Source organism: Wolbachia endosymbiont (group B) of Villa cingulata, assembly GCF_964028285.1.
Taxonomy (GTDB): Bacteria; Pseudomonadota; Alphaproteobacteria; order Rickettsiales; family Anaplasmataceae; genus Wolbachia.
The window spans coordinates 844,832-865,352 of the sequence record NZ_OZ034766.1 but is presented as its reverse complement, the minus strand read 5'-3'; the positions used below and the strand labels follow the sequence as shown (position 1 = coordinate 865,352).

At 32.6% G+C, this 20,521-nt stretch carries 20 protein-coding genes and 1 pseudogene; 15 read left to right on the top strand and 6 right to left on the bottom strand.

The window, feature by feature from the left end:
- Positions 1-10: 10 nt before the first annotated feature.
- Positions 11-686: pseudogene (locus ABWU52_RS04485) on the top strand (transposase); the annotation flags it as partial.
- Between the two features lie 33 nt (positions 687-719).
- On the opposite strand, the gene ABWU52_RS04480 reads toward ABWU52_RS04485, so the two are convergent.
- Positions 720-1,097 (bottom strand): TraR/DksA family transcriptional regulator, encoded by a 378-nt coding sequence (locus tag ABWU52_RS04480; RefSeq protein ID WP_353276361.1) that lies wholly within the window; start codon positions 1,095-1,097, stop codon positions 720-722.
- 108 nt (positions 1,098-1,205) lie between these two features.
- Here ABWU52_RS04480 and ABWU52_RS04475 point away from each other — a divergent pair, with 108 nt between their 5' ends.
- Complete coding sequence (locus tag ABWU52_RS04475) at positions 1,206-1,853, top strand: heme exporter protein CcmB (protein WP_264374763.1); 648 nt, start codon at positions 1,206-1,208, stop codon at positions 1,851-1,853.
- A 176-nt stretch (positions 1,854-2,029) separates the two neighbouring features.
- Here ABWU52_RS04475 and ABWU52_RS04470 read toward each other — a convergent pair whose 3' ends face one another.
- A complete protein-coding gene (locus ABWU52_RS04470) occupies positions 2,030-2,740 on the bottom strand; it encodes a class II aldolase/adducin family protein (protein WP_353276358.1) in 711 nt (236 codons plus the stop codon).
- 235 nt (positions 2,741-2,975) lie between these two features.
- Between ABWU52_RS04470 and ABWU52_RS04465 the strand changes: the two genes are divergently transcribed.
- On the top strand, positions 2,976-3,560 hold the full coding sequence (locus ABWU52_RS04465; protein WP_353276357.1) for an AAA family ATPase: 585 nt from the start codon (positions 2,976-2,978) through the stop codon (positions 3,558-3,560).
- Here the strand turns inward: ABWU52_RS04465 and tsaB are convergent.
- From tsaB to ubiG, 3 genes are all read right to left on the bottom strand, one after another.
- A complete protein-coding gene (gene tsaB / locus ABWU52_RS04460) occupies positions 3,530-4,135 on the bottom strand; it encodes a tRNA (adenosine(37)-N6)-threonylcarbamoyltransferase complex dimerization subunit type 1 TsaB (protein WP_353277721.1) in 606 nt (201 codons plus the stop codon). The two genes, ABWU52_RS04465 and tsaB, sit on opposite strands and share 31 nt — an antisense overlap.
- Positions 4,135-5,265, bottom strand: coding sequence for a cation:dicarboxylate symporter family transporter (locus tag ABWU52_RS04455; protein ID WP_353276355.1), 1,131 nt, complete (start codon positions 5,263-5,265; stop codon positions 4,135-4,137). Before ABWU52_RS04455 ends, tsaB begins: the two co-directional genes overlap by 1 nt.
- 107 nt (positions 5,266-5,372) lie before the next feature.
- The gene (gene ubiG / locus ABWU52_RS04450) at positions 5,373-6,539 is read right to left on the bottom strand and encodes a bifunctional 2-polyprenyl-6-hydroxyphenol methylase/3-demethylubiquinol 3-O-methyltransferase UbiG (RefSeq protein WP_353276353.1); all 1,167 of its coding nucleotides are present in this window, start codon (positions 6,537-6,539) and stop codon (positions 5,373-5,375) included.
- 145 nt (positions 6,540-6,684) lie between these two features.
- Here ubiG and dnaG point away from each other — a divergent pair, with 145 nt between their 5' ends.
- From dnaG to ABWU52_RS04415, 7 genes are all read left to right on the top strand, one after another.
- Positions 6,685-8,418, top strand: coding sequence for a DNA primase (gene dnaG, locus ABWU52_RS04445; RefSeq protein ID WP_353276351.1), 1,734 nt, complete (start codon positions 6,685-6,687; stop codon positions 8,416-8,418).
- A 98-nt stretch (positions 8,419-8,516) separates the two neighbouring features.
- Positions 8,517-9,815 (top strand): Na+/H+ antiporter NhaC family protein, encoded by a 1,299-nt coding sequence (locus tag ABWU52_RS04440; RefSeq protein WP_353276349.1) that lies wholly within the window; start codon positions 8,517-8,519, stop codon positions 9,813-9,815.
- Between the two features lie 144 nt (positions 9,816-9,959).
- Positions 9,960-10,694 (top strand): J domain-containing protein, encoded by a 735-nt coding sequence (locus ABWU52_RS04435; protein ID WP_353276347.1) that lies wholly within the window; start codon positions 9,960-9,962, stop codon positions 10,692-10,694.
- Between the two features lie 18 nt (positions 10,695-10,712).
- Positions 10,713-11,732 carry an ankyrin repeat domain-containing protein gene (locus ABWU52_RS04430; protein ID WP_353276346.1) on the top strand — a complete coding sequence of 340 codons (1,020 nt, stop codon included), beginning with the start codon at positions 10,713-10,715 and terminating at the stop codon, positions 11,730-11,732.
- Between the two features lie 237 nt (positions 11,733-11,969).
- The gene (locus tag ABWU52_RS04425; protein WP_353276344.1) at positions 11,970-12,317 is read left to right on the top strand and encodes a ferredoxin family 2Fe-2S iron-sulfur cluster binding protein; all 348 of its coding nucleotides are present in this window, start codon (positions 11,970-11,972) and stop codon (positions 12,315-12,317) included.
- Between the two features lie 7 nt (positions 12,318-12,324).
- Positions 12,325-13,338 carry a hypothetical protein gene (locus ABWU52_RS04420; protein WP_353276342.1) on the top strand — a complete coding sequence of 338 codons (1,014 nt, stop codon included), beginning with the start codon at positions 12,325-12,327 and terminating at the stop codon, positions 13,336-13,338.
- Positions 13,322-13,723: a cytochrome c-type biogenesis protein CcmH gene (locus ABWU52_RS04415; protein WP_010401557.1), complete on the top strand. Its 402-nt coding sequence runs from the start codon at positions 13,322-13,324 to the stop codon at positions 13,721-13,723. The genes ABWU52_RS04420 and ABWU52_RS04415 overlap by 17 nt, the downstream gene beginning before the upstream one ends.
- Before the next feature lie 59 nt (positions 13,724-13,782).
- Here the strand turns inward: ABWU52_RS04415 and ABWU52_RS04410 are convergent, their stop codons facing one another.
- The gene (locus tag ABWU52_RS04410) at positions 13,783-17,052 is read right to left on the bottom strand and encodes a UvrD-helicase domain-containing protein (protein WP_353276340.1); all 3,270 of its coding nucleotides are present in this window, start codon (positions 17,050-17,052) and stop codon (positions 13,783-13,785) included.
- A 74-nt stretch (positions 17,053-17,126) separates the two neighbouring features.
- On the opposite strand from ABWU52_RS04410, the gene ABWU52_RS04405 reads away from it, so the two are divergent.
- The 5 genes from ABWU52_RS04405 (at position 17,127) to holA (ending at position 20,469) form a co-directional block, all read left to right on the top strand.
- Positions 17,127-17,993: a 4-(cytidine 5'-diphospho)-2-C-methyl-D-erythritol kinase gene (locus tag ABWU52_RS04405; RefSeq protein ID WP_353276338.1), complete on the top strand. Its 867-nt coding sequence runs from the start codon at positions 17,127-17,129 to the stop codon at positions 17,991-17,993.
- A 3-nt stretch (positions 17,994-17,996) separates the two neighbouring features.
- A complete protein-coding gene (locus ABWU52_RS04400) occupies positions 17,997-18,344 on the top strand; it encodes an Mth938-like domain-containing protein (RefSeq protein ID WP_007302686.1) in 348 nt (115 codons plus the stop codon).
- The gene (locus ABWU52_RS04395) at positions 18,338-19,147 is read left to right on the top strand and encodes a metal ABC transporter permease (protein ID WP_015588476.1); all 810 of its coding nucleotides are present in this window, start codon (positions 18,338-18,340) and stop codon (positions 19,145-19,147) included. The genes ABWU52_RS04400 and ABWU52_RS04395 overlap by 7 nt, the downstream gene beginning before the upstream one ends.
- Before the next feature lie 114 nt (positions 19,148-19,261).
- Positions 19,262-19,444, top strand: a complete 183-nt coding sequence (locus ABWU52_RS04390) for a hypothetical protein (RefSeq protein WP_015588477.1) — start codon at positions 19,262-19,264, stop codon at positions 19,442-19,444.
- A 5-nt stretch (positions 19,445-19,449) separates the two neighbouring features.
- Entirely contained in the window at positions 19,450-20,469 is a 1,020-nt protein-coding gene (gene holA / locus ABWU52_RS04385) for a DNA polymerase III subunit delta (RefSeq protein ID WP_353276336.1), read from the top strand.
- Positions 20,470-20,521 lie beyond the last annotated feature (52 nt).

The following is a 20,521-nucleotide window of genomic DNA, read 5'->3' as shown; positions in this document are numbered from 1 at the left end:
CTGGGTAAAGATGAGAAAAAAGCATCCAGCAGAGCTAAATCGAAGGGAATGGGCAAGAATAGAAAGCTACTCCAGAGTATCATACAGGAAAGGAGGAAGGTCGTCAAAGTATAGCAAAAGAGAAATATTAGAAGCAATTTTCTATGTATTGTGTACAGGTGTAAATGGCGGTATTTACTAAATGATTTTCCGCTATGGAAAACTGTGTATGATCAGTCAAGTGTTTGTATAGTAATCTGTACAGACTACAGAAAAAGGGGAATCAAAGGCTATTTAAGAAAGTAAAGGGTAGAAAAAGGCATATAATTACAGATACTCAGGGTTTTATACTAGATTGTTACGTAAGCGCTGCTAATGAAAATGATAAAGGTGGCATTAAATAATATAAGAAAAAAATATACTATAGTTAAAAAATGTGATGGGATACCAAGGAGAAAATTTAAAAAATCATATAAAGGAAGAATATGGTATGGATATTGAGATTGTCAAAAGGCCTTCATGTAGGTTCTAAGTCAACAAAGACACACCGCCTTAGCTACTACCAATGAGGGGTTTAAAGTACAGCCAAGAAGGTGGGTTGTAGAAAGGACTTTTGCTTTAGGAATAGAAGACTATCGAAAGAATAAGATTTACTCACTGAAAATTTCATATATCTGGCTATGAGTAGAGTTATGTTAAGGAGAGAAATATGCTTGAGTTTATCAATTCCCGAACAAGTTCTAATCATTAATGTTATACACGTTCTTTTCTTTTTCTATTCTCTCTTGTTCTTCAATACAATACATAGCAAGCGGATTAGCTTTAAGTCTTTCGACTCCTATTTCTTCTCCCGTTCCATTGCAGTAACCATAAATGCCTAATTTTATTTTTTCCAACGCCTCCTTAATTTTTTCTTTTCTATCTTTTCGGCGCTTAATTAATTCTCCATTTTCACTATCAGAATAAATACTACTATCTTCTAGATCTTGTTTCTCCAGTTCAGAGAGTATCGATTTTAACTTTAAGCTAAAGTATTCCAGTTGTTTTACGTTCATATATTCTTCATTTTCTGAAGGAACGTAATCTTCCGGTAACTTTATTTTTATTAATTTTTCCATAGCATTATCAATAAAATATATTAAAGCTTATATAACTTATAAACAAAAAAAATTATACTACCCTCAAAGTAAACACTATAATTTATAATAAACATTTAAAATCCTGGTATGATTAGTTCGGTAAAAAAATTAGTAATAAATGATAATAATCTTACTTATATAGTATGTATTTTTATTATAATGTTAAGTTTATCTTCATATACACTTGAAAACAACAGTAAACAAGAAGTCATATTAACATTAACATGGATATGTGCTACATTTGTTTTGCAGATCTCTACAAATAATTTATTTACATCTGATTATCATGATGGAATATTAGAGCAAATCTTTGTACAGCCACTCTCTTCTAGGCTGATAGTTGCTTATAAAATCTTCGCTCACTGGTTGTTATTTGGGTTACCGATTTCAGTGATTTCTTTCATGTTCAGCTTTGCAATTCTAGGCAATAATATTGAACATTCAATAGCAGTTGGAGTGTCTTTATTATTTAATACGCTGATAATCATTAATATTTCAGCTACTGGAAATGCATTGATGATTGGTCGAAATAACTTAGCATCAGGAGTGTCGCAAATTCTTGTTTTGCCAATGATAATGCCAACTTTTGTATATTTCAAATTGCTAACTCAATTTGAAAATTTATCCTTGAATATTTATACACTACTAATCACCATCTTAGTTTTTGTCATTTTAATTGTTAACAGCACTATAACTACTCACATAGCATTAAAATTTGCTGTGGAGCAGGATTGAAAAAACTTACTAGTTATTTACTTGTATCTGCTTAGTTAAGGGTGTTAACTTAAGTAGAGATGGAGACATTAGACTTTTTGCATGAATTGAAGAGTTACAGCGTGTGAAACCATTATTGGATTTCAGACTGGCTGGTTATGCAAGAAATCTAATATCTATCGAAGAGTCAGAAACTTTTATAACTTACCTTTAATCAACCTAACCCATGCGTGCCAATCTCTCTCACCAAGATTGCTTTCGAAAGACAGAAGATCCTTTACGGCTTTTGAGCAAATTTCTTCACTTGGAATTGACAACGCCCTATTCATTGCTAGCGTCAGGCATTGAGTTTTACAAGCTTGTTCTAAGTGATACGTATAAAACATTGCTTCTTGTATAGTCTGACCACATGTTATAGATCCATGATTGCACATTAACATCACAAAATTTTCTTTCAAATCAGCTATTAATCTTTTTCCTTCTGTATCATCAAGTGCCAGGGAATTATAATCATGGTAAGATACCTTATTATAAAAGTGCAGCGCCCACTGACTTATTGGGAGTAATCCATCCTTGAGAGAAGAAACTGCTACAATAGAAGGTGTATGTAGATGAAAAATTGCTTGAATATCTTTCCTTGCTTGATAAATGAAGCCATGGATTACATAGCCAGTTTTATTATATTGATATTCTTTGCCTTCAATTATATTCCCATCAAACGATACTTTCATCAATGAATTTTCATCTACTTCATAAAAACGTATACCAAACGGATAAACATAAAATGACTTTTTATCTTCAGAACGTACAGAGAGATGAGTATACGTATGATCATCTAATTTAAGATAAGATAAAATTTGATAGGCGTTAACTAGGTCTCTTTTCAACTCACTATTTGTTAATAACATAGCTCTTGACTAAAATTTTCTAAAGATTTATACGTAAAAAAAAGTTTATTACAAACTAAAAGGTGAACCTACGTTAAAATACTAAGGACTTTTACTTGCCTTAGGTGATTAGAGTTTACATTTTTAGATTACATAGTATTTTAACTATAAAAACGACTTTTTATGTAATATTTCATATGTTTTAAAGCCTTGTTTTTATGTTATTATAATTATAGGTTTTAATATTAAAAATAATATGATAAACATTGACATAAAAAGACAGCTAACAAAATTTTTCATATATATCACTGGTCTTCCAGGAAGTGGTAAACTTTCTACAGCAATAGTATTATCTAGTATGATAAATGCAGTAATTGTAAGTGGACTTGAATATAATCAAACTTCCAAAGAAGCTCGAGATAGAATATATAACACTACATATGTTATGTTTCAGGCAATAGAAGCCTATCCTATTGACTCAAAAAATTATATATTTATTGATGAATTAATTAAAAATAATGATTACAACATAAGAATATATAACTCAGTAGTAGAACTTAGTAAAAAAATGAGCACAAAAACCCTCCCTATAGTACTTAGGTGCAATCCATTGATATTACAAGAGCGTACTATATCAAAAAAGCAAAGAAAAAATAGGAAGGTTACTAATATAAATAGTATTAAATTTAGGGAGGAAGATTTATTTGTACCACAAAATGCTATAGAGGTAGAAAATTCAAATATGAGTATAAAAGAAGTAGCAGAAGAAATAGTAAGTCAGATGTACAAACTTGGCCAAATTAATAGTGTTTACGCAATAGGCAACGATTTCATATACTGAGGCTCATTTAAATATAGAGCCTCAACTCCATTTAATTTTTGTTTATTTTTTAGTCTATAACGGACTAATAGCCCTGCATGGCTAGCATCCAACTTTGGTAAACTGCAATCCATATATGTAATGCAGTGCGTTTCAGGCTGGAGTTCACTTACTACAGCAGGATTTGATAGCGGTAACAAATTGAAATCAAATAACTGCGTATAAAGCTTTTGATCATCTTCGATTATAGCTTTAATATTTTTTTTGCTATTTGTACAAAGTAGCGATATTGCATATGCTTGAGCTTCCAGCGCACTAACCCCATATAACGGCTTATTTGTAGCAAGATTTATACCTTGTGCAGTTGATATACCAACTCTGATTCCAGTAAAACTTCCTGGTCCAACTATCACTGCTAAATGGTCTATTTTATCGTAGCTGTAATTATGCTTATCAAACAAAGTATTCAGTATTTGAAAAAATGATTCTGCATGACTATTGTTTGCAGAATTGCGTTCTACAAAACAATTACCATCGTAATCAATTACTGCTATTGAACTACCAGCACCTACAGTATTAATTGCTAGAATGGACATCACTTAAGCTTATCATAGAGCTTTGTAAACATCATAGTGAACGCACCGTTACCCATAACATTTGCTGAAGTTATTATTGGGTCAAACACTATATACAATGCTGTAATTAATGAAAGCATCTCTGGGGAGAATTTAAGATACTTCTCAAGAACAGGCAACATTACCATAATCCCTCCCGCTGGAACTGCAACAATAGCAAATTTAAATAACAGAAAGTAGAGAAGGAAAGTCACATAGTCTGTTGCAGACAATGCACCACCAAAAGTCATTATCATTGATAGTATTATAATAAAAAAGCAATCACCTACTAAATGAAAGCTAGCAGTTATTGGTACAACAGACGATGCTATATCATGCTGCTTTACATTTTTTTTGCTTCCTTCAAGAGTAAGCGGCATAGCTATATTACTAGACATTGTGCTCATTGCAGTAATAAATGCTGGTATCATATTACCTATACTAGCTATCCAGCTTGTGATCTTGAACGAATTTACTGCTCCATATAAGAGAAAAACATAAAGGTAGGTTGCAGATGATATAATAATAAAAATTATTGAGTAATCCTTAAATATTATGGGTAAAACCTGATCATGTTCCATTTTTAAAGCAAGACCAAGTACAAACATTGGAATAATTGGCGTCAAAAATGTCTTCAAAATAAAGAGAGTTAAATCTAACATTTTGTTCGAGAGCTCTTTACTTTTTTTTGGTAATATTGTGGACACTAATATGCTTAACACAAATCCACAAGCAAGGGCATAAAAATTAGAAAGCAATGCAGGTATCCTAAATGACCATAAAGGAACAATTGTTTCTTCATATGTTATATCTTGTATTGAATAAGTGTTTTGTGTGATGAAATGCCCAACAGAATAAGCTATTAAACTTGAAGCTAGATTCGACAAGAAAATCGTTATAATAAGTAACAATATAAACTTTATAGCCGACTGCTTAAGATTGTTAACACTACTAAAGATTAATGCAAAAACAATAAAAGGCATTATAAATAGTAAGATCTCTTTTATACTAAGGCTTATTGAATACAAGAAGGTTTTCACTTCCATTGGAACTAGATGACCAAAAAATACAACCGAAGTGATAACAGCAAGTAAGGTTAGTAATTGTAACATATTCTAATATAGCGATATCCTATGGAAATACATATGATAAATTAGCTGCTAAGTAAAGTAAAACTGCCTAAAATATTTGCATTACCTTCTAGTACTTGAATGAGATTTCAAATTACAACGTTTCCACAAAGTATATAATTAACATCCACACCTTTGGTCAAGTTCCATTCACGCTTTATTACATTATATTCCATACCAGTCATATCTTGTAGTGTTACATTGTTTTCCCTTAGATGATTTGCAATTTCTGATGGCTTGAGAAATTTATTCCAATTATGTGTGCCTTTTGGCAGCCAGTTTAATATGTACTCTGCGCCGACTATTGCAAGACAGAAGGATTTAATAGTTCTATTTATCGTCGATATAAAAATTAGCCCTTCTGGCTTCAACAGCTCTATTGCTTTTTTCATGAAAAACTCTAAATTATCGACATGTTCAACCACTTCCATCAACAAAACCACGTCATACTTCTTGTCATTGCTTAGCTCTTCAATGCTAGTGTGTGTGTATTCTATATTTAACACTACTTTCTTCGCATGCGACTGTGCCACTTTTATGTTTTCCTCACATACATCTATTCCCGCAACGCTAATACCAATACGCGCCATTGACTCTGACAAAATGCCACCACCACAACCAACATCGAGCAATGATAGTTCTTTTAAATCGCATTTTTTTAATTCTTTTATTTTCTCAACGATGTATGATACTCTCACAGGATTCATCATGTGCAATGGCTTGAATTTGCCATTCTCATTCCACCATTCACCTGCTATTTTAGCGAATTTTGATATTTCATCTTTGTTATAAGTTTTTGTGGTTTTTTTCTTGCTAATATTGCTAAGTTTATCAAGGCGTTCTTTATGTCTACTTTCTTTTGAAAATTCTGTTTCGAGGAATTGTTTGACTATGTCTTTTGCTAATCCACTCGCAGTAAACCCTGCACCAAGACAAAGTATATTCGCGTTGCCATGCTCGCGAGCTAATTTTGCGATCTCAACACTATTACATAAAGCAGCGTAGATTCCTTCAAAACGATTTGCCACAGTACTCATGCCCAAACCTGTACCGCAAATTAATATTCCATAATTTGCTTTTTTGTTTGTTATATCTTCTACAACTTCAGCAGCATAGTCAGGGTAGTCTACACTCTTTTGTTCAGCAGTGCAGCCACGGTCTATCACTGTATAATCTAAAGTTTCCAAGTAAGCCTTTATTTCTGATTTTAGTTCATAACCTGCGTGGTCTGAAGCAACTGATATCACATCTGACATATAAGAAATTGCAACTTAAGGGTATTTATATGGGTAATTTATTTTGAGCTTTTTGTCAAGCTCTCCTGATCTTTCTGAATAAATTTCGAGTCAGATATGCATAAATTCTATATAATTTTTATCCTACCACTACTAATTCGGTAAAATGGATCATATAGATATTATAAAGTCAAAATTATTGTTGTCCGACATAGTAGGAAAAAAAGTTAGGTTAATAAAAAGAGGAGATAGTTTTGTTGGACTCTGCCCATTTCATAACGAAAAAACTCCATCTTTTTCGGTCAGCAATGTTAAGGGCTTATATTACTGTTTCGGTTGCTCAGCTCATGGTGATGCGTTTGAATTTATTTCACAAACTGAGGGCTTAAGTTTTAAGGAAGCGTTGGAAAAATTGGCATCTGTTGCAGGTGTTGAGTTACCCAAAAACCTCAGCTTTGCTAAAGAAAATGACAAACTGTTTTCAGCACTGAATTTAGCTGCAAATTGGTTTACACAAAAAAATCAGGGAGTTGTAGATTATTTAAAGCAACGCAAGATTTCACTCAAAATCATAGATAAATTTAGAATAGGTTATGCACCAAGCTCTGGTTTGAGAGAATATTTGAACTCTTCAGGTATTGAAGACAAAATTTTGGCTAATGTTGGGTTGATAAATAGAAATTCTCGTGATTATTTCTATGATCGACTCATGTTTCCTATACAGAACATTGCAGGAAAAGTTATTGGCTTTGGTGGACGTGCGTTGAGTTCTGATCAACAACCAAAATATTTAAATAGCCCAGAGAGTCAGCTCTTTAAGAAAAGAGAAAATTTATATGGATTAAACTTTGCTTTGAGTGAAATACGCAAAAAACAGCATCTATTTGTTGTTGAAGGATATATGGATGTAATAGCACTACATCAAGCGGGAATTAGCAATACAATCGCTCCGCTTGGTACCGCAATTTCTGCAGAGCAGATAAAAAATCTTTGGAAACTTGCTAAAGAAATTTCTATCTGTATGGATGGCGATAGTCCTGGATGTCATGCTGCTATTCGAATTGCAGAACTTGTTCTGCCGATACTGGAGCCTGGATACACATTGAAGTTCGTGACTTTACCAAGCAACAAGGACCCATACGATATATGCAATGAACTAGAATATAAGACGGAAGATGTACTATCCGCTTTTAACCGCTCAACAGAACTGCACTCTGAATATTTATGGCATCACATAATTGGTAGCAATTTGCAAAATTATGAAAAATTTGCTCCGGAAAAATATTCAATTCTTGAGCACAAGTTCATGAAATATGTCAATGCTATCGGTAACAGCAGTATTAGAAGGTATTATAGAGATTATTTTTACAATAAGGTCAGTGAATTAAGAAGAAACTTTAAAAAGCTGATTTTTAATAGCAAAGCAACAAAAGGTGAGTATCTTTACAATAAATCTCCAGAGCTAATTGAAGCAGAGCAAAATCAGGCCATAATTTTGCGTATAGCCGTAGAATTTCCTGAAATCTTGAACCGTCCTATATTTTTTGAGCAATTTTCTCATTTCGAATTTACTAATGAGATGAAAAAATTACAACAGTGCGTAATTAATATGGTAACTAATGAGAGCAACTTTAATAAAGAAATTCTGCTACAGGAGTCTAGTGTTATAAAGTTTATATTTGAAAAAACTAGCGTACTAAATAGTCAATTAAGTGAGAAGAGATCGGCAGAAACTGTCTGGAATAACATAGTATTACGGAAAGAATTAAATGTATTACAAGAAGAAAAAATTAAAGCAAGGCTGGGCGGTAATTTTGACTTAGAGGAAAGGCTAATAGAACAAATAAAGCAAATAGAGGATAGTATACAAGAAATGCAAATGGAATTTATTCAAAAGTAGATGGCTTAAGATGTTCAAAATTATTAGAAAAACACTGTATTAGTAGTTGCTTAAAATAGCTTATTCTAGTATATTTTCAATTTATTTAATTACGACAAGTGTTTGCATTTCTCCCTCTCATTATTTTTTTAACCTTATATCTTGGTAGTAGTACTTATTTTTCCTTTATAGGACTTGACAATCCTCTTCATCAAATTTCACCGTTAGTTTGCTTATTACCAGCATTATTTTTTGCTATTCTATTCAATAAAAACAAAATTCAGCATAGCGTTGATATTCTTATAAAAGGTATGGGGAATAAAACTACTCTTACCGTGTGTTTGATTTTTCTCCTTGCTGGGGCATTTTCTACTGTTACTCAATCGCTTGGTAGTATAAATGTTATTGCTAGCTTAACTATTTGCTTTCTTCCAGCACAATTATTACTTCCTGGAATGTTTTTAATTTCTGCGTTTATTGCAAGTGCAATAGGCACATCAATCGGAGTTATTGCACTTATAACACCAATAGCTGTGAATCTAGCACAAAATGGAGCTTTTGATTGTGCGGTGGGCGTTGGAGCTGTGATAGGTGGGTCTATGTTTGGCAGCAACCTTTCAATTATATCTGACACTACTATTGCTGCTACTTCTTCACAAGGAGCTTCAGTAAAGGATAAAATAAAACTCACTTTCAAGACAGGATCTGTTACAGGTCTTATAATACTTATTTATCTAGTAATAATTTCAAATAGTACAGAAGTTGTTTCTATCTCAAGTCTGAATTATTTATCCATAGTCAAAATTATCCCTTATATATCTTTAATAATTATGGGTTTATTTGAAATAAACACACTGGTAACATTAGCTGTTAATATGGTTGTTGCTGGAATATTAGGAATAGCTTTTTTTGATTATTCTATTATTGATTATTCTCATGATATATGTAGGGGTTTTAATAAGATGAATGAGGTAATGATATTTATTCTTTTCAGTAGTGGATTAAGCCACTTAATGTACGAATACAGTCAGAAAAAGATAGATAAATTCACCGATGAGGTGAATCTCACAAGAAGTCAAGCTGAACTTATGATTGCAGGAATATCATCTATGTTTACTATTTTAGTTTCCAGCAATGTTGTTGCTATTTTATTAACTAGTAATATTGCGAAAAGACTTGCACAAAGATATAACATTGCACCACACCGTAGTGCGTATTTATTAGAAATATTTACTGCGATCACAAAAAGTATCTTACCTTATGGTTCTCAAGTATTACTAGCAAGCAGCATTTCCTCTCTTTCACCTATTGCTGTACTAACAAAAGTATATTATTGTTTTGTTTTTGCAGCAGTTGCAATAAGTGAAATAGTTATTAATGGCAGACGTCATGCGGTTGTAGCTCCTCAATTACCATAAACAACTCTTTAAATTTTCACTCAATTTGTTGATAAAATTGATAAATATTATAATATTTGCTAAAATACTTATATAGTACCAATTCTTTTAAAGACATAGTATTACTAATGTTATAAAAAATGTATCAAAATAGTGGAGAAACAAATGCCTGATTATTATGAAATATTAGGAGTAAAAAGAGATGCTACTCACGATGAGATAAAAAAAGCATATCACAAATTGGCACTTGAGCTTCATCCAGATAAATTGCCTGAGGAAAGGAAAGAGCTAAATAGGCTAGAAGGAAAAAAGAAGGACGGAAAGCTACTATCACAGTCGGAAGAAGATCGACGAGCTCAACTTGAAGAGAAATTGAAAAAGTTCCAGGAAATATCAGTAGCACACAAAGTGTTATCTGACCCAAAAACAAGAAGCCAGTACGATAGAGGAAAGTATGAGGATGTGGATTGTAGTGATGAACTGGAGTTGTTGCGGGCAGAACTGAGGGAAGAGATGAGTAAATTTAAACAAGAAATGAAAAGAAAAAAAATTTTTCATGAAATATGGAGTATGTATGGGTCGAAAAGTCAAAAATTAATCAGAGAGGAAGCAGAAAGGCTAAACAAGCGTTTTGAACAAATAGGCAAGATGGGCAAAGCTAAAGAGACTGAAGAATTAACCAAATTCGAATATGTAGACACTATTCTGGGATTGTTGTTAAATATCAAGTCAAATGAGTATGAAAAGTTTTATAATATAATAGAGAAAGTTACAATTTCTGCTGGTGACATTACATTTCTAGTGCAAATTGCTATTATGTACGATCGTGTGGCATTTTTCAAGCTCTTTGAAGGAAGGATAGAAATATCACTAAATGAAATCTTAAGCTATGCTTGTTAATACCAATCTGAAGAGTTTTTGGATTATTTTTTTAATAAGTGCTTAGATAAATTAAATATCAACTATACAGATAAAAAAGGAAATACAGCTTTACATCATACATTAAAATGGTTGGATTTGGGTAAATCGAAATACCAAGGTTTTGTCAAGTCACTTCTTAGTAAAGGTGCAAGGCTTGATGTTAAAAATAGCAAAGATAAAACTCCATTTGATCTCTTGGTCAATTATGCTACATACTTCTCTCGTAAGGAAAAAGTAGTAGAAAAATTAAATAATCTTTCGGTGGTGCTTAGTGGTTGTAAAACCGATGAGCTAAAGAAGCTAGAAGGTACTTCTGCGTTGAATGAACTAGTAGATACTATTGTTAAATATAAGCATAAAAAAGCTCTAGATCTCCTAGTCGAAAATAACATAAAAATTTCAAGTATTACTTTAGAAAATATCGTTACAAGCAATTGCAATAAAAAGATTTTTGATTGCTTTTTACATAGAAAGAAATGTAATTTTCAGGATGAAAATGGGAATACACCTCTACATCATGCTTTAAGAAACTTGCACCCCTATACGTCAATGCTTTGCAAAGTTGAATCACTTGTGAGTGCAGGTGCGAGATTTGATGTTAAAAATGACCAAGGTGAAACTCCGTTTGATCTCTTGGTTGAATATGTTGAGAAGGGGTTTTATGGTCAAGCGTCAAGGTTAAGTTATGCTTGGAAGTTGTTTAACAAATGTGAAAATAAAGATGTACTAAGAGAGCTAAAATATAAAGATGGTACTCCTGCATTAGATAAACTAAATGAGCTTCGTATTAAGTGTCGTAATACTTCTATCATAGTTGCTTCTACGTTAGCAGTAGTAGGAGTTGCTTTAGGAGTAGCTATTGCAGTCTACTCAGGAATGTTAGCGGTAGGGATAGGAATTGGAGTTTGTTGTCTTATTGTTGCTGCAATCACATACCATTGTAATAGTCCTGCAAATTTATTGAAAGATAGCAATGCTGAAGTTGCAATTAATCAAATGGCATTAGTAAAATTATAACTTAAGATCAGAAGAAATGGCAGATCAAGTTTAATAATGTTAATTCAGTAATATATTTAGTAAAATCTAAAACTAAGAAAATTCTATACTTGCAACTCTGTGAGATGCTGGTGGTATCTATCTTACTTTCTTGATAGGAATATAGATGACAAGAGATAGGCAATGGAATTACAAAGAGTTTGCAAATATTAGTTATTATTTGTAGAATATAGAGAAATTAGTAGAGATTTTAATAGTATGCCATCCATTACTTTTATTTTACCTGATGGAAGTAAGAAAAGTTATGAAGCTGCAGAGGGAGAAACTCTTCTTAATTTAGCCCATAGAAGTGATCCAGATCTGCTTGAAGGTGCATGTGAAGGTTCTCTTGCTTGCTCTACATGCCATGTGATTATTGATCCAAAATTTTATGATGTTGTAGAAACACATAATCCTATATCTGATGAGGAGAATGACATGCTGGATCTAGCTTTCGGTTTAACAGAGACATCGAGGCTTGGATGCCAAATAAAAATCACAAAAGATATTGACGGTTTGTGCGTAACCGTGCCCAGAGGTACAAGAAATATATCATTAGATAAATAAGAGGATAATGCGTAAAATTTTTATCTATATTCTCATCTCCTTACCTTTGTTTATTCCTCTAGCGTATAGTGGTTTTTGGTATTTTTCTGCATTTAAGGTAAAAAGTCTTTTAACTGATTACATTAATGACGAAAAAGTTGATATTTCACATGATTTTAAGGGGTTTCCTTTTAACCTAGTTTTTCGTGTAACGAATCCAAAATTTTCTAATGAGCAATTAACTGTTTCATCTGAAGCTTTAATGATAAAAAACAGATTATTTGATAAGTCAGTATATATCTATATACCAAGCAATAAAGTAAACATTGCTGTCCGTAGTGATGAGAAAAAGAATATAAAGTGTCACACACACGTGAGTAGCCACTTTGTTGTTAAACTAAATGATTTACTATCTTCATTAAAATTCAACAGAAATAGCACTGTAATAGACTATATAGATACATTTCGTTACGAAGATTATGGATTAAAATGTGATGTTTTAGAAAATCAGCAAAGTGTTATAACTGAAGTGAATGATAAAAGTAATTACATTCAATTTCACTTTGATAAAGAACTGAATGAAAATACTAAACTAGAATTTGATTTTTATACTTACCGTTATAAACATACTGCAAGTCCTGAAAATTACCTTAGTGTCGACGCTAAATTAGATTATGAATTTGTAAACCATATTTCAGCTTCTAAGATTAATTTCAACATAGAAAAATTTTTGATTGAGAGTAATAACTTTTCTATTGCTGCGAATGGTGGAGTAAGTAATTACAATTTAGTTACATCTTCATTTGAAGATAAAATCAATGTAGCCATATCAAATTATAAAGAATTAATTTCGTTTATGACTAATGATTCAAAGACTGCAGATAAATTGGAAAAATCAATATCTTCCTTATCAGAAAAAATCACTGATAACGACATTCAATTTTCAATAAAGTACGACAATAATGTAGGTTCAGGCTTTATTGGAAAATTATCCACTACTGATTTTATCACTCAATTCACCAAGAATGAGAATAGTAATTAGCTTACTTTTTACATTGATATTCCATTTAAGCATAAATGCTTTTACTTTGGATGATAAACTAAGAGACGAAAGCATGGAAGAGCGAGCAAGTAGCTTATTTGCAGTAATAAAGTGTCCAGTATGCTCTGGTGAATTATTATCCGAATCTGAGTCTCAAGTTGCATATGGTATGCGTAAGACAATTCGCAAGAAGATCAGTGATGGATATACTAACGAGCAAATAGTTTCAGAGTTAAAAAATTCTTATGGAGATTCAATTATCATTGTACCACCTGTAAAATCTAGTACCTACATTTTATGGTTTATTCCTTTTATAATTCTTCTTATTGGATGTTTTCTAATACGAAAATCAGTTCAGAAAATAGATAAAGTAGTAAAAAGATAATTATAGAGTAAAAGTGAGTTTACAACAAATGCAAGTAGCTACTATACGAACATTTGAGTTTAGATCAAAGATTGTAAGGTTAAATCTTCCATCCAAATAATCACGCACTCTACCTGCTTATCTGGGTAGACTTCTTGCACTAAGGTTTTATAGATCAACATTTGCTTTGTTATTTCATTTGATGAGGAAATAGAAACGTTATGGTGTGATTTATAGTCAATTATGATTGCTTTGTCTTCTGTTATGCACAGTCTGTCTAGCCGCACTAATACTGGTTTTCCGTCAATTGTTCCACTAAGTGGAATTTCTGATTTGCCCTCCAAGTCAAACAGGTAATCATATTTTTCATTAAAGGTTAATATTTTGCTGTAAATTTCATCCTTATCTTCACTAGTGTTTATGCTATCAAGATATTTCCTAACCCAATTTTTTCTCCTGTCTTTCTCTATCTTGGGCATATATTGCAATATACTGTGAATTATTAAGCCTCTTGCATAGCTGTCTGTCGTCCCAATGCTCCTTTTTGTCATTCCAGCATTCTCATCTGTCATCCCAGTGCTTGACACTGGCTTTTTTTCTTCAGGTTCCAGCGTTACGTGCTGCAATGACATTGATAGGTTTGATGGAGGTGAAATCACTGGAACATCAAAATAATCACGTTTTTTATAAATAGAAGGGTAGTTTGCATTCATGCATAGCACTTCAACTTTTTCTTTAAATATCGGCTGTAAGTATACTTTTTTCCTCTCATATAATGCTCCATATTGAATAACTAGATCATACCAAGAGCCCTTTTGTACTGGCTCTTTGCCTAAAATGTATAACTCATCTTCAGCACGCGTAAGTGCCACGTACAGCAAACGCAAATATTCGTTATAATCCTCTAGTTTTTTCTCTCTTTTTACTTGATTACAATAAGCATTACTATTTTTGCCACACCAAAATGGTGCTTCCGTTGCATCAAACAAAATACTTTCGCTGTTTCTTGGCACTGTATTTGTGTCAACTAAAAACACTATTGGAGCTTGTAGACCTTTTGATTTATGAATTGTTATTATTCGTACAGCGTTGCGTTCTGATTGCATATCATTTTTAATCTCAGGATTATTTTCTTTGATCCACTGAACAAATGCTTGAAGAGATGGGTGGTCAAATTGCAATACGAGATTCATAAATTCGTCTAGGACCTCGAAGCACTCAAGACCTAGCCTTGCAGCAAATTTCTTCTTACCTGTGCGCAATATATGCGTGAATAGTGTAAGGGGGGATTCTATCTGAGATAAATTAATTAGATAGTTTAATTCATTAGAGGTAATCTCCTGATAATCTTGAAGTTTTTCCCACAACGACTGTTCTTTACGATCATATGCAATATTGAATAAATCGTCCTCAGTGAAGTTAAATAGCGGTGATTTTAAAGCATTCGCGAGAGCTAAATCATTTGTTGGAAGAAGCAAAAATTCGGCTAAAGCTATTAAGTCCTGCACAGCTATGTAATCCATAATTCTAAAATAATCTCGGCCTATAACTGGTACATTTACTTTTTTTAACTCACTTATTATGTAATCAACTAACATATTTCGCTGCCGTACTAAAATCATAATATCCCTTGGTTCTATATGACGATCTTTGGCAACTAAAATACGCCCTTCGTTTAACCAATTGTGAATTCTTTGGGCTATTGCCTGAGCAAGTAATCGATCTGTTACTATATAATCTTTCCTCTGTATTAAATGAATTTGTAAGGCTTGCTGCTCTTCCTCTTTATACCTTGGCAGTAACGGCCAGATTTCAATGTACCCTTGATCATTTTCTCTATGTGGAATATGTTTTATCTCGTTATCATCGAAAGATATTTCTTCACGAAAATTGTTGAATATTTTGTCTACAAGCATCAAAACTTCTGGAGTTGAGCGAAATGACTTTTTAAGTTGACATGATACCCAATCTCTACCACCAATTTTTGTGTGAAAATACTGCTGCATGTAATTAAATAGATGGGGATTTGCTCCTTGAAATCTGTAAATGGACTGTTTTACATCGCCAACAACGAATAAAGTTCTCTTTTCGTCACCACCAGTAAAAAATTCATTGCAGAGATTTGTTATAATTTTCCATTGACTGATACTATTGTCTTGCGCCTCATCAACAAGAATGTGGTCTATTTTTTGATCTAGATTAAACAATATCCAATCTTTATAGCCTGGATTGCTAAGGAGATTTGTTGCTAAATTGATGATATCATCATAATCAAGCAGTGCATTCTTTGATTTTTCACTATTATATAGATCAACATATACTTTAAATATACTAAGTAAACTGCTGGTTCTTACGAATATTTGATAAGAATTTATATCCTTTACATGGGTAAACAATGCATTTTGAATGCTTTCTATCATTTGCTCTACGTCTTCAAATTTTTCCAAAGCACCCTTTGTTATAATGGATGATATGCTCTTTTTTTCGTACGATTCTGATTTGAGAAATACTTTAGCTAAGTTCTCTATCTTGTTGTCATCCCAGTGCTTGACACTAGGATCCAGAAAAAAAGAAATATGGATCCTAGTGTCAAGCACTGGGATGACAACATTTGGTACGGACGATTTTGTGCTATTACACCAATCATAAAGTATCGCACTGTAACTCTGATCTCTTTTGCTGCCCTCACTTAATATTTTAGCTAATCTTTTTATCTGCTCAATCGTTTCACTCTGTAAATCGTGAATCTTATCTGGGGCACTTAGTTTATCTTTGATATACCCTAAATTATTTTCTAGAGCTGATCTCTTTATACATAAGGTATAGAGCAAATCACTCAGCTTGTTTTCATCAATTTCAGCTGCAATAATATTTATATTGTCCTGCACAGTTTCATTATGAAGCGTTTTTTCAAATACGATGGAATGCAATTCTTTACATTCGCTCAACGTGCAATTTGGAGCGATACCAGCTTCTGTAGGAAAGCTGGAGATTAATTTGTAACAAAAGGCGTGTATAGTTTGAATATTAAGACCAAGATTTTCCAGTTCAGAAAAAAGCCTTCTTGCTCTTGTTAAATAATCTTTATTTTCTCTGGTCACACACTGGGCTAATTGTTCTAAATCTGCGACCAATATACCCTCTGGACATATTGCCCACTTACTAAGTGTACTGTAAATGCGATCCTCCATTTCATTTGTTGCAGCATTGGTAAATGTTAAGCAGAGAATATTTCTCTTATTCTCTAATAGAAGTCTTAATACTCTGTCTATTAAGATCTTTGTTTTACCTGTACCAGCTGATGCACTTACCCATACAGAGAAGTTAGGATTTATGGCATTTGATCTCATTAGGAGTGTATAAAGTTTGACTGAAGTGGCATTTCAAGTATAGTAAATAAGATAGTGTTAGTGAAGATATACAGATGGAAAATTTTTGTGTAAAGGCTCCTGCAAAGATCAATCTTTTTTTACATATTATAAATAGAGAAGAAAGAGGGTATCATTTAATTGAAAGTTTGGTTGTCTTTGCTAAACTTTCTAATTTTTTAGAGATAAAAGTAGGAGAAAAAAACTTTAGATATGATAACTCTACAGTTCAATTTGTAAACTCTGAGTTTAAAATAAATTATCGATATAATACTATAACGAAAGCATTGAGTCTACTGCTTAGGCATGCTCCTGTACGCACTAAAGTCACTGTGAAGGTTGTAAAAAATGTACCAATTGCTGCGGGATTTGGTAGTGGTTCCTCAGATGCTGGAGCTGTGATACGCATGCTGGGAGAGCTTTGGGACATTGATAGGCAAATTTTAAATGATATAGCTTTAAGCGTTGGTGCTGATGTGCCTGCAAGTATAGATAGTAAGCCAGTTTTTGTCAGAGGTGTTGGTGAGGAATTATGCCCCATTAAACAATGCTCTTTACCCACAAGTCTGGTACTTGTGAAACCGAAAAGAAAGTTTTTGAATACATCAGAAGTATTTTCCAAGTATAAAGAGGATTTCTCTCAGCCAATTAAGTGGAGTGATAACACTGAGGAGAATTTGTTAGAGCTTCTTAAAGAGACAAAAAATGACCTGCAAGAAGCAGCAATAAGTCTTGTACCTGAAATTCAGAATGTAATATCAACACTAGAGTCACAAGAAGGCTCTATACTTTCTCGTGTGTCAGGTAGTGGTGTAGGGTGTTTTGGAATGTTTGATAGTGAAGAAAGTGCAAAAGCTGCAGCGGCAAATATCAAAAAGGAATATCCAGAATGGTGGGTGTGCGACACGGAATTAATAGTTTGATTTATGCCCTTAATTTCCAAGAAGAAAAATCTTATAGATGGTTACAGGGAAGAAAGATTTTGGGTAAATAATCAAGAATATCATGGCTCAATTATAATTTTTCCTGAAAAGGTGATTGAATTGAAAGAAAGTGATATAAATAACAAGGAGTATTTTAAATCTTTTTTAACAGAGGAAATAGAGATTTTGATAATAGGTACTGGTAAGATACGCGATTGTTCGATGAAGTCTTATCTTATGGAGCAAAAGAATTTAAATTTTGAATTTATGACGACGGGTTCTGCATGCAGAACCCATAACGTTTTAATATCTGAAGATAGATTTGTTGTCAGTTATCTGATAGCATGTTAGAGATATTTACACAGAGTTTTTTTATAAACAGTCTAATTGCGGTAATTATGATTAGCCTAGTCACAGGAGCTCTAGGGTCATTTATGATATGGCAAAGGTTATCGTATTTGGGTGATAGTTTGTCCCATTCTTCATTGCTTGGTATTGCACTTGCTTTGATCTTTAATATTAGCCCATCGGTAAGTATAATGCTCATTGCAATTATGTTTGCTATACTACTTTCTCTTAATTTTAATAAATTATACTCTGCTGATACGATATTGAACATAGTTACCAATGTAGTTTTATCATCGAGTTTAATACTTATGTCTTTTCTTCCATCAGGTAATAATAGTATTATTAGCTCACTTTTTGGTGACATATTAATGATTGACCAAAGTAATATAATATCAATTTTTCTAACCTCCGTAATAGTTACTTTGATATTAATATTTAGATGGCGCTATTGGCTGATGATTTCGATTAATCAAGATTTGGCAACAGTTGAGAAAGTAAATGTTAATTTTGTTAGGCTAGAATTTTTGATTATACTCGCTATCTTTATTGCAATTTCTGCTCAATTAATAGGAATATTACTCATTGCTGCATTTTTGTTAATACCTGCTGCATCAGCAAGACTCATTTCAAAAACTCCAATGCAAATGATTATTGTTGCAACAGTTTTTTCTGTGATTTCTGGAGTATCAGGTTTGATATTATCTGCAAGTTTTGACTTATTAACTGGACCTGCAATTATACTTATCGCAGCTGTGTATTTAATCATTGCTTATTTTATAAGATTGGTGTTAAGTAGATCGACTTAATTTTGTTCTCGGAAGTTCATAATTCATTAACAAATGAGTGTAACTATCTGAGCGTAAAGTAGTTTTTGCTACGTTGTTTTTATGTGCTAATTGTTAATTTGTGGAGTGAAAGATATGGCCGAAGGATTTTTTTCTAGATATATAGGACAGCCTATAAAAAATTTTTATAATTATGTTACGGGAAAGAAAGAAGTGTCTGATGATATGCAGAATACAGCAAATCAAGAAAGCTCAGAATTGTTGGAAACTGATGTGCAATCAAATGATGTACCACCAAGTAGTGATAATATAATATAGATGGCATGAGAATCACGCCATCTAAAGTGAAAAAATTCCTTGAGAAACCCGATACTTTAAGTGGTGTATTAATTCATGGGAGTGACAATAGTAAGGTCGATATTTTTGTACAGGAAGTAATTGCCAACTTGAATGAGTATTCAGTTCAGGTGATGGATTTTGCAGTAGTGAATAAGTCGCCTGGCTTGTTATTTTCCGAGTTGGCAAACATTTCGATGTTTACTAAAAAAAGGTTAGTTAAGCTGATAAATGTCAGTGGAAGTATATCTAAAGAGTTAAGAAACATATTGGATCATAATATAGGCGATCATTATATAGTAATGATAGCAAATGATCTTCCATATAGTTCTACAACTAAAAGTTATGTGGAAAGCTCAAAAATTTTCGGTGTCATTACCTGCTATAAGGACAGCGGTAGTAATCTTTGTGATATTATATCAAGTTACTTGAAACAAAATGATATAGAGTGCACAAGTGAGATAATCTACCACTTGCAGTCTTATTTTAATCATAGCAAACTGCCTATATATTCAGAGCTTGAAAAATTAGTTTTATATCTAGGAAAAAGAAAAGATCTTAAACTTGCTGATATAGATCTATGCTTTTCAACCTCCGGCAATGATTATGTTACACTTGATAATCTGTGCTCTGCAATAGTGAGTAAAGACATGGGACAATTCATCAAAATTTCCGATGTATTGATATTACAAGAGAATTTTTCACCGATAGCATTAATCCGTGTTATATCAAATTATTTTCTACGGCTAGAAAGCGTTTTGCTGTTAATACAAAATGGAATGAATGAACAAGCTGCAATTGACCAGCTGAGTCCTCCATTGTTCTTCAAACAATTGCAGAGTTTTAAATCTCATTTGAAAAGTTTGCAACTTTCAGAACTTAAGAAGATCTTAGAAAATTTGATGAGCTTGGAAGTGACCTGTAAAAGAACTGACTTGGACCATAAAATGATCTTTCAGCATGAGATTAACTATTGGTGTTATTCGTTCAGCAGAGTAGTAAAATAAGGTAGACGAGAAAAAACAACTAAATGTTGTCATTCAAGTAGCTGACACTGGG